Source organism: Gilliamella sp. B2911 (genome assembly GCF_026536965.1).
GTDB classification, from domain to species: Bacteria; Pseudomonadota; Gammaproteobacteria; order Enterobacterales; family Orbaceae; genus Gilliamella; species Gilliamella apicola_E.
Genome location: NZ_JAFNNA010000003.1, coordinates 43,715 through 60,129, shown reverse-complemented (window position 1 = coordinate 60,129; position 16,415 = coordinate 43,715). Strand labels below are relative to the sequence as shown.

General features: G+C 33.5%; 17 protein-coding genes. 9 read left to right on the top strand and 8 right to left on the bottom strand.

Annotation, left to right across the window (positions count from 1 at the left end; translation table 11 throughout):
• Positions 1-11: 11 nt before the first annotated feature.
• From flgK to J3U27_RS03870, 7 genes are all read right to left on the bottom strand, one after another.
• The gene (gene flgK, locus J3U27_RS03900; protein WP_267337174.1) at positions 12-1,655 is read right to left on the bottom strand and encodes a flagellar hook-associated protein FlgK; all 1,644 of its coding nucleotides are present in this window, start codon (positions 1,653-1,655) and stop codon (positions 12-14) included.
• 148 nt (positions 1,656-1,803) lie between these two features.
• Positions 1,804-2,691: a flagellar motor protein MotB gene (motB, locus tag J3U27_RS03895; RefSeq protein WP_267330843.1), complete on the bottom strand. Its 888-nt coding sequence runs from the start codon at positions 2,689-2,691 to the stop codon at positions 1,804-1,806.
• Positions 2,691-3,578: a flagellar motor stator protein MotA gene (gene motA, locus J3U27_RS03890; protein WP_065733614.1), complete on the bottom strand. Its 888-nt coding sequence runs from the start codon at positions 3,576-3,578 to the stop codon at positions 2,691-2,693. Before motA ends, motB begins: the two co-directional genes overlap by 1 nt.
• A 55-nt stretch (positions 3,579-3,633) precedes the next feature.
• A complete protein-coding gene (gene flhC, locus J3U27_RS03885; RefSeq protein WP_081299485.1) occupies positions 3,634-4,239 on the bottom strand; it encodes a flagellar transcriptional regulator FlhC in 606 nt (201 codons plus the stop codon).
• Positions 4,240-4,252: 13 nt separating this feature from the next.
• A complete protein-coding gene (gene flhD / locus J3U27_RS03880) occupies positions 4,253-4,573 on the bottom strand; it encodes a flagellar transcriptional regulator FlhD (RefSeq protein ID WP_141673924.1) in 321 nt (106 codons plus the stop codon).
• A 185-nt stretch (positions 4,574-4,758) separates the two neighbouring features.
• A complete protein-coding gene (locus tag J3U27_RS03875) occupies positions 4,759-5,475 on the bottom strand; it encodes an RNA polymerase sigma factor FliA (protein WP_267376868.1) in 717 nt (238 codons plus the stop codon).
• A 172-nt stretch (positions 5,476-5,647) separates the two neighbouring features.
• A complete protein-coding gene (locus J3U27_RS03870; RefSeq protein WP_065562537.1) occupies positions 5,648-6,460 on the bottom strand; it encodes a flagellin in 813 nt (270 codons plus the stop codon).
• A 660-nt stretch (positions 6,461-7,120) separates the two neighbouring features.
• Between J3U27_RS03870 and fliD the strand changes: the two genes are divergently transcribed.
• The 3 genes from fliD to fliT are packed head-to-tail and all read left to right on the top strand — an operon-like array spanning position 7,121 to position 9,287.
• Positions 7,121-8,554: a flagellar filament capping protein FliD gene (gene fliD, locus J3U27_RS03865; RefSeq protein ID WP_267376867.1), complete on the top strand. Its 1,434-nt coding sequence runs from the start codon at positions 7,121-7,123 to the stop codon at positions 8,552-8,554.
• 11 nt (positions 8,555-8,565) lie between these two features.
• Complete coding sequence (gene fliS / locus J3U27_RS03860; protein ID WP_065561862.1) at positions 8,566-8,934, top strand: flagellar export chaperone FliS; 369 nt, start codon at positions 8,566-8,568, stop codon at positions 8,932-8,934.
• Positions 8,935-8,936: 2 nt separating this feature from the next.
• On the top strand, positions 8,937-9,287 hold the full coding sequence (gene fliT, locus J3U27_RS03855) for a flagellar protein FliT (RefSeq protein ID WP_267337172.1): 351 nt from the start codon (positions 8,937-8,939) through the stop codon (positions 9,285-9,287).
• A 235-nt stretch (positions 9,288-9,522) separates the two neighbouring features.
• Here the strand turns inward: fliT and fliE are convergent, their stop codons facing one another.
• Positions 9,523-9,816 (bottom strand): flagellar hook-basal body complex protein FliE, encoded by a 294-nt coding sequence (fliE, locus tag J3U27_RS03850; protein WP_416380056.1) that lies wholly within the window; start codon positions 9,814-9,816, stop codon positions 9,523-9,525.
• A 171-nt stretch (positions 9,817-9,987) separates the two neighbouring features.
• On the opposite strand from fliE, the gene fliF reads away from it, so the two are divergent.
• The 6 genes from fliF to J3U27_RS03820 are packed head-to-tail and all read left to right on the top strand — an operon-like array spanning position 9,988 to position 16,338.
• Positions 9,988-11,682, top strand: a complete 1,695-nt coding sequence (gene fliF / locus J3U27_RS03845) for a flagellar basal-body MS-ring/collar protein FliF (RefSeq protein WP_065561865.1) — start codon at positions 9,988-9,990, stop codon at positions 11,680-11,682.
• Positions 11,682-12,680: a flagellar motor switch protein FliG gene (gene fliG, locus J3U27_RS03840; protein WP_065561866.1), complete on the top strand. Its 999-nt coding sequence runs from the start codon at positions 11,682-11,684 to the stop codon at positions 12,678-12,680. The genes fliF and fliG overlap by 1 nt, the downstream gene beginning before the upstream one ends.
• Positions 12,664-13,428, top strand: coding sequence for a FliH/SctL family protein (locus J3U27_RS03835; RefSeq protein WP_267376866.1), 765 nt, complete (start codon positions 12,664-12,666; stop codon positions 13,426-13,428). Before fliG ends, J3U27_RS03835 begins: the two co-directional genes overlap by 17 nt.
• Complete coding sequence (gene fliI, locus J3U27_RS03830; protein WP_416380533.1) at positions 13,418-14,815, top strand: flagellar protein export ATPase FliI; 1,398 nt, start codon at positions 13,418-13,420, stop codon at positions 14,813-14,815. The genes J3U27_RS03835 and fliI overlap by 11 nt, the downstream gene beginning before the upstream one ends.
• Positions 14,799-15,263 carry a flagellar export protein FliJ gene (fliJ, locus tag J3U27_RS03825; protein WP_065561869.1) on the top strand — a complete coding sequence of 155 codons (465 nt, stop codon included), beginning with the start codon at positions 14,799-14,801 and terminating at the stop codon, positions 15,261-15,263. The genes fliI and fliJ overlap by 17 nt, the downstream gene beginning before the upstream one ends.
• On the top strand, positions 15,253-16,338 hold the full coding sequence (locus J3U27_RS03820) for a flagellar hook-length control protein FliK (RefSeq protein WP_267376863.1): 1,086 nt from the start codon (positions 15,253-15,255) through the stop codon (positions 16,336-16,338). Before fliJ ends, J3U27_RS03820 begins: the two co-directional genes overlap by 11 nt.
• The last annotated feature ends 77 nt before the right edge of the window (positions 16,339-16,415 follow it).

Below are 16,415 nucleotides of genomic sequence, written 5' to 3'. Positions count from 1 at the left end.
AAACCCTTCTATTATTTAGCTAAACCTAAAATGGTATCGAATATTGTGGTTGCCGCATCAATAATCTTTGCATTAGCTTGGTAATACTGCATATAAACCTGCATAGAGATATATTCTTCTTCAATATTAACGCCTGATATTGATTGATTTTGCTCATAAATTTCTTGAGTAATATTATGACTAGATTGCGCTGAAATTTTAGCTGTCTGTGTTTCACTTCCCACATAACTAACTAAGGCGTTATAAGCACTATTTAACGTTTTAGTGCCATTAATTAATTTTTCATTTTGGATATCAAGCAATTTAGCTACATTACGATTATCGCCATTACCATTTTCATCATCATTAATACCTGTTGCTAGTTTGTTGACATCCTTAACTAGTAGCTGGAGTGATGATGCTACATCTGCAACAGGTTTAAGTAAGATACTATCACCCGCTACTGGATCACCATTTATTTCAATAGATAACCCATCAAACAACAACTTACCATCTTCAACTTGAGGGGTAATTTGCTTGTTATCAGATAATCTGGTTACGACCCAATCGTTACCATCAAACTCAATTTTATAATCAGATGCTTTGACGTCTGTCACTGAGTTATAGTTAATTTTAGCAGTGGCATTACCTTGATTTTGGGCGTTAGCAATACTAGTTGGGCTATGATAATCAAATAATTTCTGACCTGGTTCGCCATTAATATCAACCCCTGACATGTGTACTTCATTAAATCGTTCTGCTAGATTTAACGCAATCAAACCTAATTGATTGCGAGCTTCTAGGAGTGGTCCATCACGAAAAGCTAATAATCCATTTAATCGGCCTGATGCGATATTTTGACTTGATAGTTCTTGAGTCGCACCAGAATTATGAGTGTAAATAATTGTATTTAAAGCAGGATCATCTTTAGACGGCTGTACAGATAACTGAGTTGCCGATGACCCTTGCACTAAACTTAAACCATTAGGTAGTGAAATATTGTATTGTCCATTTTGCTCAGTAACGGTGATGCCTATCATCTCGCTTAATTCATTAACCAGTTGATCGCGTTCATCAAGCAATGCATTCGGCTCATGACCACCACTTACTGCCTGTAATCTTGCTATTTTTTGGTTAAGATCAGCAATTTGTTGGGTATAAGAGTTAATGGTATCAACATTATTAACAATTTCAGTATTGATATTGGCAATCTGATTTTTTAAATTCAATTCCGTTTTATTAAACTGACTGACTAACGAGCTAAGATCATTTATTACTGTTTGCTTGGAAGCGGCATCACCCGCATTTGAAGAAAGTTTATTTAAACTTGCAAACAGACTATTTAGTTGCGAGGAAATACTATTATCATTCTCCGCTAATAAATTATCGACTTTTGACAATTCATTGTAATAAGCCTTTATAGAGCCATTTTGTGATTGAGATTGACGTAATTGGCCAACCACAAAACTATTATATGCCCGATTAACTGATGATACAGATACACCGTTACCAACAAAACCATAATTATATTTAGTGCCATTTGCTTGTTGCAAAATTTGTTGTTGACGATTGTAACCAACGGTATGCGCATTACTGATATTATTGCTTATAACATTAAGCATATTTTGCGCAGCATTTAATCCACTAATACCGGTATTCATCAATGAATTTGACATAAAAGCTCCTAAATATATTTAGTCAATAATCAAATTATTAACTTAAAGGGTTATTCTTATATCGGATAAAAAAGATAAAACTTTAGTTATTTTTAGAAAATAATTGAAATTTAATTTTTTAACACGCTTAACCTAAGTAATTCCAATGCTATTGTTCAGATTTAGTTGCTTGTTTTAAAAAATCTATTCCAGTCATTGTATTTTCATCTTCAATATATTTTTGAGCTGACTTATTCAAAATTAAAATACTAATACGACGATTAGCATCTTTACTATAATTAGGATTGTTTAAACCAACCGTATCAGCTAAACCAATAATTCGAATAATTTTGCTTGAATCTAATCCAGCAGCGATAAGTTCTCGTCTTGATGAATTTGCTCTATCAGCAGATAATTCCCAGTTACTATAACCTCTATCACCTGTTATATACTGGCGCTCATCAGTATGCCCAGATAAGGTCATCTTATTGGGTAAATCGTTTATTATTGGTGCTAGAGCGTGAAGAATTTCTTGCATATTAGGATGAATAACTGCACTACCAACATCAAACATTGGTTTATCATCAGTTGCTAAAATCTGAATTCTTAACCCCATTTCAGTTAGCTCAACAATAAGATTAGCAGCTAATTTTTGCAGTCGAGGATCAAGTTCAAACGCCTCATAAATTTTACGAGCAGTTTCGATCAATTGATTTCTTTCAACTACATTGGGATCTATTGGTTGTTCATTTATTATGCTCTGTTGCTCTTCGCCCAAACTTTTACTGACATCATCGCCACCACCAGGAATAGGGCTTTCGCTATCGCTAATATTTTTACCACCATTTTGACCTAGTATTAATGGCGTTCTGAAATATTCGGCAATTCCTTGTAATTCTTGTGGGCTGGATTTGGCTATCAACCACATGACTAAAAAAAGTGCCATCATAGCAGTCATGAAATCTGCATAAGCAATCTTCCACGAACCACCATGATGGCCACCGCCATGCCCTGACTTTTTTTTAGAAATAATTATTCTTACTGGCTTATCTTTCATTATTCATTATTTTCTGTTGGGTTAGCATTTTTATCTTTCACTTCTTGAATATATTTTTCTAATTCAAAGAAAGATGGTCGCTCATGCGAAAAAATAGTTTTTCGACCAAATTCAATACAAATCTGTGGAGCATAATCATGCATACTGGCAATAAGAATAACTTTAGTACATTCTAAAATTTTTACTGTATCAGCATTCTTCTGTCTTAATAAAGCAGCTAGTGGCGAAACAAACCCATAAGCCAGTAAAATTCCTAAAAAGGTTCCAACCATAGCATGTGCAATAAGTTCACCCAACTCGCTAGCAGGCCTATCTGCTTGTGCTAATGTGTTAATCACTCCCATAACCGCAGCCACAATCCCAAAAGCAGGTAACCCATCGCCCACACTAGAAATCGCATCTGCAGGTTTTTCTAATTCATGGGTATACGTCTCAATTTCTTCATTCATTAATGCTTCAATTTCATAAACTTCCATATTTCCGCTAATCATTAAGCGTAAATAATCAGTGATAAAATCGCATATTTGTGGATTGGCAAGAATAAGTGGATATTTTTTAAATAATTCACTCTCTTTTGGATTATCAATATCTTCTTCAATAGATAACCCCCCATTTTGACGTATCTTAGTTAAAATGGTGTACATTAAATTAATTAATGTTAAATAAAGAGTTTTATTATATTTTGATGTTTTAAATAAACTACCTAACGATTTAAGTGTAGCAATTATTGCTTTCTTTTCATTACTTACAATGAAAGCACCAATAGCTGTACCACCAATTATCAGAAACTCTAATGGTTGAAAAAGTACTGCCAAATACCCTCCACTTAGCACATAACCAACTAAAGCAGAAGCGATAACAACAATATATCCTATAATTATTAGCATTGGCTTTCCTTTATCTCTATAAAATGTAACTAAACTTTTTTAATTAATTGCTTATCTAAACCGTTACCTGATTTGCGGTGACTAAGTTGAATGCACTAGGTATTGATAAAACTTGTAAGCATTTTGCTTGGCTTTCTTTATGCGTTTTATTATTTTTTTCGGCCCTTGATGGCGGTTGGCATAAACTGCAAACAAAACTATTATGTGGCTGGTAAGCGTGTGTAATAAATCGCCCTTTACACTCTTTGCAACACGATTGCTGCATAACATTACTTTCAACAAATTTAACTAAAATCCATGCACGAGTTAAGCCTAAAACCGGCTCTTCATCGTGATGAAGAGAACATTGCTCTAAATAAAGTTGATAAGCTTTAACAATTGCATGAACTCCAGATTTAGTACCATGCTTGACTAAAAATCGGTAAGCATTATAAAACATGCTTGAATGAATATTAGGCTCCCAAGTCATAAACCACGTTGTAGAAAAAGGAAGTAAACCTTTAGGTGGTGGGCATCCTTGGATTTCTTTATATAATTTAATCAGCTTTCCACGGCTTAAATTGGTTTCACTCTCCAACATTTGAATTCTAGCGCCGAGTGTAATTAATCGAATAGCTAATTGGACTTCTTTATATTTTTGGATAATGCTTTTGCTACTCATTTTTATCATTTACCTACTTATTAATAGAATCTAAAAGTAAGCTTGATAGAAGGATCCCTGTATGCATCTGCTTTATATCACTAACGCGAGACTCTTCAGTTAATTTTTCCATCATTGCTGAATTTTTAAATCGAAATTGAAACGTTAATTGATTGGTTTCAGATAAAACCAACATTTGAGAAGCACTTAAATTACTCAAAATATCAGCGGTTTTTTCATCAATTCCTAATCGATACATTGCCATCACTTTATCTTTCTCTATCATCCTTTGGCTTAATAAAAGCGTTGAAAGATTTAAATGATGTATACATTTCAAAATATCGTCTTCTTGTATATTTCCCAATTTACTCACCAAAATTTATATTTTTCTCGCATAAAAAAATGCGAAATCAGTAAAAAATATCTTAATTCGTTTTTTTTCACTTAAAGTTACATTTTTAAAAGCAAAAGGTCAATAAAAAAATCATTTCGATTTATTTTCAATTTATTTTTTCATGTTTTACTGTTTTATTCTGTTTTTTATATATTAATTTTACTTTGTATTCGTTTTATTGCTTGGCTATGTAATTGACTTACGCGAGATTCGCTAATATCTAACACTTTTCCAATCTCTTTTAAATTCAACTCTTCTTGATAATAGAGCGCTAAAACCATTTTTTCTTTTTCAGGTAAGTTATCAATTTGTTGAATAATAATATTGCGAATTTCATCATTAATAATAAAAGCAAAAGGATTGTTATCGGAATCAAGCTCAATCAGCGCATCCAAATTATCGCCGAGTTTTTTTTGTATCTCATCGTAAGAACAGATTTGGCTATAATTTGAATCTAATAACACCTTGCGATATTCAGTAAGAGACAATTGCAGATGTGCAGCTATCTGGTGATCATTAGGTGGGACACCTAAAATTTGTTCCAATTCATTAATGGCGTTAGTGACATCTTTAATTTTTTTTCGTGTTTGCCTTGGTAGCCAGTCACGACTACGCAACTCATCTAACATTGCTCCCTTTATTCTAGGAATAGCAAATGTAGTAAAAGTATAACCTTGTGCTGCATCATAACGTTTTATGCATTCTAATAAACCGATATAACCAACTTGTAACAAGTCATCAAGCTCAATCGTCGTTGGTAAACGAACAGCTAATTTCAACGCTTCATTACGAACTAAATAGATATATTGTTGCCAATCGATTTGATTCACTACACCCTGAGAGTTATACAGGTTATCACTCATTTCCTAAACCATTGTAAAAAATGCTAAGGAATATTATGACGATAATTGACTGAGTTAATGGCAAGAATAAAGTATTAAAAAATAGGTAATTAACATTATTAGCAATAATGGTATTAAAAAATACCATTATTACTATAGTATAAAAATTAAAGTAAAATTCTAGAGATATACTTTATTGTAATAAAGACAGTACAGATTGAGGTACTTGGTTAGCTTGTGCTAATACTGAAGTACCTGCTTGTTGTAAAATTTGACCACGAGTCATATTAGATACTTCTTCAGCATAATCTGCATCTTCAATACGGCTACGCGCTGAGCTTAAGTTATTTACTGTATTGTTGATGTTAGTTACAGTTGACTCAAAACGATTTTGTACCGCACCAAGCTCACCACGTAATTCATCAATTTTTGATAATGCTGCATCAAGTGTTTTTAAAGGATCTGCTGTTGGGCTTGAAGAAACATTAAATGAAGCTAAACCGAGTTCAGTACTGTCAATTTTTTTCAAATTGATTTCAATAGTTTCACCATCATTTGCACCCACTTGTATTTTAAGTGTTTTATCAGCAGATAATACTTTAGTACCATTGAAATCAGTTTGTTTAGATACACGGTCTATCTCTTCTAAACGTTGATCAATTTCGTTTTGAATTGATTCTAAATCGCTTTGAGAGTTTGTACCATTTGCCGCTTGAACAGTCAACTCACGAATACGTTGAACGTTGTTATTAATTTCGTTTAATGCACCTTCAGTTGTTTGAGCTAAAGAGATACCGTCATTTGCATTACGTGCAGCTTGAGTTAAACCACGAATATTTGAAGAAAAACGATTAGCGATTGCTTGACCTGCTGCATCATCTTTAGCGCTGTTGATACGCATACCTGATGATAGACGCTCAATTGCAGTTCCAAGAACACTTTGAGAATTATTCAGATTGTTTCTTGCCATTAAAGACATAGTATTGGTATTAATTACCTGTGCCATTTTTATCTCCTTTAATATGATTAGTTAGATCAACGAGATATTGAAAATATTATTCAATACTTTTGCTGATGATTTAGTTATCGGTATTAAAAAAAGAAACTTTAATATTTTTTTAATTTTTATTTTATGTCGTCGAATAAAACCGAATAACTAATTAAGTTTGATAAAACGATCAGAGGTCCTAATACATTTTCATATGTAAATTAATCGGTAAAAAACAGTTGATAGCCTTATTTAATAAAGGCCACGGCAAAAGCGCCTAAACTCCTATCTATTTAAATAATTGCAATATATTTACTAATAATAGAAATTATATTAGAAAGATCACTACTTAATTTTATTTTTAAATTACGCCCACCATCCTTAAAACCATTTAGAAAAACATTTAGCTTTTAACACTCTAAAATATCAAAGCTCATTGATTAAAAAGATAATTTATAACTCCAGCAGCGATAAGTCACCTACATCTTTTTACAGAGCAAAATTGATATGGATATAACATTGATAACTGAATAAATAACTGGTTTTTGAATAGATAAAATCGCCTAGCAATATATGCATTGCCAAAACCTAATTATTTATTAGTAAAAATATCTAAACTTTTTATTACATCAGTCGATAAAACAAGAGATGAAAGAATTTATAATAGGATAATAAAACATGGCAATGAGTATATTGGGGATTGGTTCTGGTATTGATTTAAATGAAGTATTAGATCAATTAGAAGCGGTAGAAAAAAACCGTCTTACGCCAATAAAAGCACAGCAAAAAACAATTAATAATAAAATAAGCGGTTTTGGCAAATTAAAAAGTGCATTATCAACATTTAATAGCGCAACAGCAAAACTACAAAAAAAAGAGCTGTTCCAAGCTAGAACGGTATCGGGCAATGACAACTACTTTACTACTAACGTAAGTAGCAATGCTCAATTAGGTAATTATGCAGTGAGTGTGCAACAAATTGCTAGCGCACACAGCGTTGCTACTAATACAATAAACGATAAACAAACAGCGTTAGGTAACAATAATGAAACGCGAACAATCACCATCGAACAAGCTAATGGTCAAAAATTAAATGTCACTTTAGGTAAAGATGAAACATCCTTAGAATCAATCGCAAATGCAATTAACCAAGCTAAAGTGGTTAATGAAGATGGTTCAATCAGTGAATCTCCCGTTAATGCCACAATTGTTCGTTCAGGAACCGATAGCTATCAACTGGTTATCACATCTAAAGAAACAGGTGAACAACAAACTATAACTTCAATATCATCCGATGATGAAAAACTCAATTCATTAGTTGGTTTTGATATTAATCAAGCTGATTCATCAGCAATGAGCGAAATCGCTAAAGCGCAAGATGCTAAATTTAGTTTTAATGGTATTACCGTCAATAGTGCATCAAATACCGTTAAAGATGTCATCCCTGGCGTTGATATCACTTTAAAAGCAATAACCACCACATCGCAAAATTTAACTATTACCGCGGATAACGAAAAAACCCAAGAGGCACTTAAAGAGTGGGTGGAGGCATTTAATCAATTACAATCAACGATATCAGCCTTAACTCAATTTACTGCTAGTGATGCCAATTCAGATGAATTAAATAGTAATAATGGACCACTGGTTGGTGATTCAACACTACGTAATATAGATCAAAGTATCCGATCTATCTTTTCGAAAGGTCAAGCTGGTGAAATCTCTGTATTGGCTCAAATCGGTATCAATATGGATAGTAATGGCAAGCTAATTATTAAAGAAAACGAATTAGAAAAAGCCCTCAAAGAAAACAGTGAAGCAGTCGCCATGCTATTTATTGGTGATGGTGAAACGACAGGCATAGCTAACGAAGTATGTGCCAAAGTGAGTAGCTTCATTGATAGTGATGGTATGATTGATACCGCAACTAACGGCTTAAACTCAACCTTAAAATCATTAGATAAACGCTATGATCAAGTTAACAACTCTATTGACCAAACTATTGAACGTTATCGCGTGCAGTTTACTAAATTAGATATCTTGATCAATGAATTAAATGGTATGAGCAATTACTTAACCACGCAATTCGAAATGATGGCGAACATGAAAAAATAAGGAATATAAAAATGGGAGTTCAAGCTTATAAGCAAGTTAATTTAGAAACGAGTGTTAATCAGGCTTCGCCACATCAGCTTATTGTTTTATTATTCGAGGGCGCACTTAATGCTATTCGTTTAGCTGAGTTATATATAGAAAAAGGGAATATTGCAGGCAAAGGGCAAGCCATTTCGAAAGCAATTAATATTATAGATAATGGACTTAAGAGTTCACTTGATTTAGAGCAAGGTGGTGAAATTGCCGAAAATTTAGATCAATTATATCAATACATCAGTCAGCAGTTGGTTTTAGCCAATTTACATAATGATAAAGACAAACTGCAAGTCTGTTTTAATTTGCTTGATAACATTGCTCAAGCTTGGCGGGAGATAGCATAGTTATGGGAATATCAGTTTTAAATAATAATTTATTATTAGAACAATATGAAAAGCTTAATTATGTTGTTGAGCAAATGCTAATTAATGCACAAAAAGAAAACTGGGAATCATTAATCAGCTGGCAAGCTCAATACCACCAATTATCTAAAGATATCCAACTAAATGTTACAGATACTATAGCATTACCTCAGCAAGATATTATTCGAATGTATATCAATAATATTTTGGGTTATCAAGAGCAATTAGAACAATTAATACATCTACGGCATGGTGAACTTACCAAACTCATTGGCGAGCAGGTTAATTATCAAACTAAAATAGATAGTTACCAAAAAATTGCCAACCTAACATAATTCACTAAGTAATCAAAAAAATAGACTAAAAATAATTGAGGAGCGGGGTTTTTAGCGATTTTAAAGTGCCAAAAACCCCACTCCTCAAACTTTTTTTATTATTAAATTAAACTTGTTAAGGTTATAAAAGGTGAATAGTAGGCTGACTTTTTAACAATATAGATGAAAACCAATTTTTGATAAAAATTGGCAGCTAATGAATGACGATTTTTAAACAAATAGAATCATTAATAAATTAAACATTCATATTCATGATTTCTTGATACGCGGCTACTAACTTATTTCTAACTTGCACGCCAAATTGCAATGAAACCGAAGACTTTTGCATATTAACCATTACTTCATTTAATGAAACATTAGGTTCACCCATTTCAAAAGCTTTAGCTTGCTTACTTGCCTCAATTTGAGTTTGGCTAATTTTATCTAATGCCATTTTTAATTCAGCAACAAAATTTTGCTCTTTACTTACCTGTTGATTCGAAGAAAAATCCAATTTAGTTGCCGGATTAAAAGCCTCGATACTGTTCATCATATTAATTATATTCATCTTAATAAAATTACCGCTTAAATTATCACAAAGATAACAATCTAAAAGCGATAACTAAAGGGTAAAGCATGTGCTTTTTTAGCTATTGATTTTTATAAATACACAGATAATAGACCCTAGAATTAATCTAACCTGTTTAGAATTAGGATACATATGGATAGCCAGTCAGTAGGTAACAAAGGCGAATCAATATTGAATAAGTTACCATTTATCAATCAATTAAAACAAAATCGAAAAATGCTGCTCCTTATTGTAGGAGTGATCGTAATAGCTATAAGTAGTATCACCTATTTATGGCTTAAGAGTGATGATTACGGTGTGCTATTTAGTAATTTGAATGATAAAGATGGCGGTGAAATCATTAGCCAACTTGATAAGATGAATATTCCTTATAAGTTTTCATCATCCGGTACAACGATCTTAATTCCCGAAAATAAAATTTATGATACTCGCCTACGAATTGCTCAACAAGGTTTACCTAAAGGCGGTGCTATCGGTTTTGAACTGCTTGATAAAGAAAGTTTTGGAATGAGCCAGTTCAATGAACAAATCAATTATCAACGAGCATTAGAAGGCGAATTATCCAGAACGATTTCAATCATTAGTAGTGTTGATGATGCCAGAGTGCATTTAGCTATGCCAAAACCCTCTTTATTTGTTAGAGAAAGAAAATTCCCTTCTGCATCAGTCGCATTAACTTTATTACCTGGTCGCTCGCTATCTCAAGGTCAAATTGACGCTATTATCCACTTAATTTCAAGTAGTGTGCCGGAATTACAAGCGGATAAAGTCACTATCATCGATCAAAACGGTAATTTATTGACTGGAGAAAAATACCGCGATACTAACGTTAATGTTGCCCAATTAGAATATAGTGAACGAATCGAAAATTTGGTGCGTGAACGCGTAGAAAAAATCATTATACCGATTTTAGGTAAACAAAATGTTAAAGTTCAAGTTAATGCTGACATTGACTTTAGCCGTCAGGAATCAACATCCGAAATCTATGATCCTAATAGCGATGTTAACAATCAAACCATTCGCAGTAAGCAGCAAGTTGAAAACCGTCAATTAGCATCAAGCAATGCTATTGGTGGTGTACCAGGGGCTTTATCTAACCAACCAGTACCAACACCAAGTGCACCAATTGATGGAGAGAATGAAGCAAAAGATAAAGACGACAAGCAAAAAATGTATCATTTACAATCCAATAATACGTTGAACTTTGAAGTTAATCGTCAAATTATTCATAGCAAAATTCCTGAAGGTCGTATCAAGCGCTTATCTGTCGCGGTTCTAGTTAATTACAAATTTGCGACAATCAATGAAGTTGCATCGTCAAATGAAGAAAATCAAAAAAATGAAGCGGTCGAAAAATGGGTAAAACTCGATAAAGAAGAGCTTACTCATATTGAGGCGCTAGCACGTCAAGCTATGGGATTTTCAGACTTGCGTGGTGATTCATTAACGGTGGCAAATTTGAAATTTACAGATCAAATAGATGATGAAAATGACGCCATCACCTTTTTACAAAAACATGAAGTTTACGACATGCTGAAAACGGCAATTAAATATCTAATTTATATCTTAATAATATGGTATGCATGGCGAAAAGTACTGCGTTCGGTATGGATTAAGATTCAAAGACAATACCTCAATACGGATAAATCTGACGGCACGATGGGCGCTGAAGATAAGCTTGATTATAAAGCACACAGTAAACTGCAACAGAAAATTTTTGAAGATAATATGCAACAACAGCAATACATCCGAAAAATTGTCGAAAAAGATCCTCGTGTAATGGCTCTCATTATTCGTGGTTGGATGAACAAGAAGGACACCGAGTAATGAATTTAAGTGAATCTCAAAAAGCAGCGACAATTTTAATGATTTTAGGTGAAGAATTAGCTGCAAAAGTAATGCAATTTTTAGACCATAAAGAGGTACAACAAATTAGTAGTGCCATGATGGGATTGCCACAATTAACACAAGAACAACTCAAAAATATTCTTAATGAGTGTCAAACCACACTTGATGATTGTGCCGTATTAAATACCGATACTAATGGCTATCTACGAAAAGTTCTCGAAAAATCAATTGGTAGTGATAAAGCCAGCCGTCTACTTGATGAACTATTAGATACCGATATTGAAGATACTACCGATGGCTTAAAAATGCTTAACTTTGTTGATGCGGCCAGAGCTGTTGATTTGGTTAAGAAAGAGCATCCACAAATTATCGCCACAATTTTAGTTCACTTAAATCGTGACTTAGCTGCTGAAATATTAAATCTATTTGATGATGATCTGCGTAATGATGTAATGCTACGTATTGCAACCTTCGGTGGAGTAGAGCCTTCAGCGCTAGAAGTTTTATCAACATCGTTATCAACTTTACTACATGGACAAAATATTAAACTTAATAATATGGGTGGTATCCGCACCGCAGCAGAAATCATCAACCTGATGAAATCACAACAAGAAGAATTGGTTATCAATGCATTACGTGATTATGACAATGAGTTAGCTCAAAAAATCATTGATGAAATGTTCTTATTCGAAAATCTGGTTGATGTAGATGATAGAAGTATCCAACGTCTACTCAAAGATGTGGATAATGAAACCTTAATTATTGCCCTGAAAGGTGCGACAGAACCATTACGGGAAAAATTATTATCGAATATGTCGCAACGTGCCGCATCTATATTACGTGAAGATTTAGAAAACAGACCACCAGTGCGCTTGTCACAAGTTGAAACCGAACAGAAGAAAATTTTGGTTATTGCTCGTCGTTTAGCTGAAACCGGTGAGATGATCTTAAGTAGCGGTGATGATGAATATGTATAATCAAGCTAATACCTTAACTTGGAAACCATTACACTTTCAAGATTTAGCAGAATCATCACCACTCATTCCTCAAACCGATGAGCTAGAAGATTGTGAACCAGAACTTGAAATAGTCGATGAGGCCGATACCAATTTTATTGATATTAATAGCCCTGAAATAACGCTAGAACTTGAAAATATCAAACAACAAGCACGAGAAGAAGCCTATCAAGAAGGCTTTAATCTAGGTAAAGAAGAAGGTTTCAATATTGGTAAACAAACAGGGTATGAGGAAGGGTTAACAATAGGCCAACAAGAAGGCCTGGAGAAAATAGAACAACAGATAAACGAAGAAAAATTAAATACTGTTGAATCCATCAAAAATCTAGCAATTCATTTTCAGCAGTCAATTAATCAAATTGATGAAAAAATTGTACCGAAGCTATTTGATCTCGCTTTACTTGCCGCTGAAAAAACTGTTGGTTCGTTATCCAAATTAAAACAAAAACAATTAATGCATTCGATCAAGTCATTAATTGAACAAAATGCAATTGCCAACCCACCGATAGTGGTTCGAATCAATCCGAATGATTTTTTATGGCTAGAACCACTACTAGATGATCAACTAAAAAACGAATGGCAATTTATTACCGATGCAAATATAGAATTAGGTGGCTGCAAAATATTTACTCAAACAAATGAGATCGACGCAAGTATAAACAATCACTGGCAAATTATTTCAGACACAGTGCATGGAGATGAGCGTTAAGGTGAGTTTTTGTACACAATGGGAAACTAAAATTGATAGTGCTAAACAGAAATTAGAGTCTGCATCTTTAATTCGTCAATATGGTCGATTGGTTAAAGCGTCTGGTCTTGTTCTAGAGGCTATTGGTTTAAAACTACCATTAGGATCCAACTGTTTTGTTGAACGACAATTAGATGGCAAAATCCAAGCTGTTGAGTGTGAAGTAATTGGTTTTAAGGGAAAAACACTATACCTCATGCCGTTTGAATCAACAGACGGTATATTACTCGATGCAAGAGTTTATACATCACAATACGATTTAACACATTTTAGCCACAAAGTTTTACCAATTGGTATGGGGTTATTAGGCCGAGTTGTCGATGCAATGGGAAAACCTCTCGATGGCAAACCATTACCTGAAGATATCGAATATGAAGGATTAATTAATAAAACACTAAATCCGCTAACCCGAACACCAATTCATCAAGTTCTCGATGTTGGCATTCGTGCAATCAATGCATTATTAACCGTTGGTCAAGGTCAGCGAATGGGGCTTTTTGCAGGTTCAGGCGTTGGTAAAAGTGTTTTACTTGGCATGATGGCAAGATACACCAAAGCCGATATTATTGTGGTTGGTTTAATCGGTGAACGAGGTCGAGAAGTAAAAGATTTTATTGAAAATATTTTAGGTGAAGAGGGCTTAGCTCGATCTGTTGTTGTTGCCGCGCCTGCTGATGTATCGCCATTATTACGTCTACAAGGTGCAGCCTACGCGACTAAAATTGCTGAAAAATTTCGTGACCAAGGATTTAATGTATTACTCATTATGGATTCATTAACACGATACGCCATGGCACAACGTGAAATAGCCTTAGCGATCGGTGAACCACCAGCGACTAAAGGATATCCTCCTTCAGTATTTGCAAAATTACCAGCATTAGTTGAAAGAGCCGGTAATGACGCAGAAGGCAAAGGCGCTATTACCGCTTTTTATACCGTGCTAACCGAAGGTGATGACCAGCAAGATCCTATCGCTGACTCAGCTAGAGCAATTCTCGACGGACATATTGTTTTATCCCGTTCTCTTGCCGAATCAGGTCATTATCCAGCTATTGATATTGAAGCATCAATAAGTCGCGTGATGACAGAACTAACCAAAGACGAAAAAAAATCACGGTTATTTAAGCAATTATTTTCAAGTTTCCAACGAAATCGTGACTTAATTAATGTTGGGGCTTATGTAGCAGGAACCGATCCTTTATTAGATAAGGCAATAACGCTTTTTCCTGCTATGCAACAATTTTTACAACAAGGAATTTATGAACATTGTAGTTATCAAGACGCTTATCAACAGTTAGCAAGAATTGTTGATTCAAACTTAGGAAAGAACAATGGCCAATCAATATAATGGTAAATTTGCCTTTTTAACATTAAAAAAGTTAGCTGAAAAATCAGTCGACGACAAATTGATTAAATTAAAAAATGCGCATGATAATAAGCGTAATGCTCAATCACAACTAAATGTATTAAATGATTACTATAATGAGTACCAACAGCGCTTAAATAAAGCGTTATCAGTTGGCATTACAGGATCAGAACTGAACAATTTTAATGCTTTTATTACTGCTATTGAGCAAGGGATCACACAACAAAAAAAGTTATTGTTAACTTTAGAAATTAAACAAAAACAGATCACCAATGAGCTAAATCAATCACAAAAAAGTCTCAATACTTACACCACATTATTGGATAAACAAGATAAAAAACTACTGCTACAGCAAAGCCGTTTACAACAAAAATTAACCGATGAATTTGCACAGCAGCAGTTAGCAAGGAGAATGTTGAATGAATATTAATCAATTTAGTGATATCCCATTAATATCACCTATAGAATTGAATGAAGTATCAATTATTGAAGACGATTTTTTTCAGCTTTTATTACAGTTTAATGAAAAACAAGGCGAAAATAATAGCCTAACCAAAGCTAATATTCTCGAGAACAAACTCGATCATCAATTAGATGATCAAGAAGAGGAAGATAGTGATGAATTATTCACACTATTTACACCACTACTAACTTTGCAAGTCGATGAACAGCCTATAATTAATAATGAGCATACTGAACAGCCAGCAATACGTGAATTAAAAATTAATACTACAGCTAATGATATACTTTTAAAGGCACCTGTTTCTGATGATATCAATGTAGATGAAAAAGCAGCAGAAATTCTAACTATTATTAATAGTAGTGAACAAGTAATCATTAAGCCAAATAAACAAACGAGTTTGCTAACGAATGATGAACATAATATATCAACCAATATAAATTCAGTTAAAACCTCAAATCAACCATTACCAACTCTTACTAATATTCAAAATAATAATATCGATTTACCTATCACCAATTTTGATATTAACTACTTTGAACAAGAACCTACATTACTAGTCCATAACCCAAATCAATTAACCACATCAACACCATTAATTGAAAGTCAAAAAACGTTAAATATAAATTTACCTATGCCAATGGATATTACTGAATGGCAAAAAACATTAAACGAAAAAATTAGTCTCGTTTGTCGTCAAGGTATCCAAAATGCGGAAATCAAATTACACCCTGAAGAATTGGGTTCACTGCATATTAAATTGGCAATAGTTGATGACAAAATGAACCTTCACATGGCTGTTGCACATAATATGGTTAAAAGCGTGTTAGAATCAGCTTTACCTCAATTAAGAACTTCATTGGAAGAACAAGGTATTATGTTAGAGCAGACCGATATTAGTGATTTTTCAATGATGAATGACTCCTCATCACCTTATAAACAAGAGTTTGAAATAGAGCAATTAATGGACGATAAAAATCAAACACTTCATGAACTTGATCATCCATCAAACATTGTTCAATCAGGATTAAGTATTTTTGCCTAAATAATAGTATTTGAAACAGTACCATGTTTTGATAGCTAGAGATTAAAAAGGTTGAATAGGTCATATTTTTACTGCCT

Bases quoted from the DNA above. Each gene is read 5' to 3' on its own strand.
- flgK (WP_267337174.1), bottom strand. From the start codon at position 1,655: ATGTCAAATTCATTGATGAATACCGGTATTAGTGGATTAAATGCTGCG.
- motB (WP_267330843.1), bottom strand. From the start codon at position 2,691: ATGAAAGATAAGCCAGTAAGAATAATTATTTCTAAAAAAAAGTCAGGG.
- motA (WP_065733614.1), bottom strand. From the start codon at position 3,578: ATGCTAATAATTATAGGATATATTGTTGTTATCGCTTCTGCTTTAGTT.
- flhC (WP_081299485.1), bottom strand. From the start codon at position 4,239: ATGAGTAGCAAAAGCATTATCCAAAAATATAAAGAAGTCCAATTAGCT.
- J3U27_RS03875 (WP_267376868.1), bottom strand. From the start codon at position 5,475: ATGAGTGATAACCTGTATAACTCTCAGGGTGTAGTGAATCAAATCGAT.
- J3U27_RS03870 (WP_065562537.1), bottom strand. From the start codon at position 6,460: ATGGCACAGGTAATTAATACCAATACTATGTCTTTAATGGCAAGAAAC.
- fliD (WP_267376867.1), top strand. From the start codon at position 7,121: ATGGCAATGAGTATATTGGGGATTGGTTCTGGTATTGATTTAAATGAA.
- fliS (WP_065561862.1), top strand. From the start codon at position 8,566: ATGGGAGTTCAAGCTTATAAGCAAGTTAATTTAGAAACGAGTGTTAAT.
- fliT (WP_267337172.1), top strand. From the start codon at position 8,937: ATGGGAATATCAGTTTTAAATAATAATTTATTATTAGAACAATATGAA.
- fliE (WP_416380056.1), bottom strand. From the start codon at position 9,816: ATGAACAGTATCGAGGCTTTTAATCCGGCAACTAAATTGGATTTTTCT.
- fliF (WP_065561865.1), top strand. From the start codon at position 9,988: ATGGATAGCCAGTCAGTAGGTAACAAAGGCGAATCAATATTGAATAAG.
- fliG (WP_065561866.1), top strand. From the start codon at position 11,682: ATGAATTTAAGTGAATCTCAAAAAGCAGCGACAATTTTAATGATTTTA.
- J3U27_RS03835 (WP_267376866.1), top strand. From the start codon at position 12,664: ATGATGAATATGTATAATCAAGCTAATACCTTAACTTGGAAACCATTA.
- fliI (WP_416380533.1), top strand. From the start codon at position 13,418: ATGAGCGTTAAGGTGAGTTTTTGTACACAATGGGAAACTAAAATTGAT.
- fliJ (WP_065561869.1), top strand. From the start codon at position 14,799: ATGGCCAATCAATATAATGGTAAATTTGCCTTTTTAACATTAAAAAAG.
- J3U27_RS03820 (WP_267376863.1), top strand. From the start codon at position 15,253: ATGAATATTAATCAATTTAGTGATATCCCATTAATATCACCTATAGAA.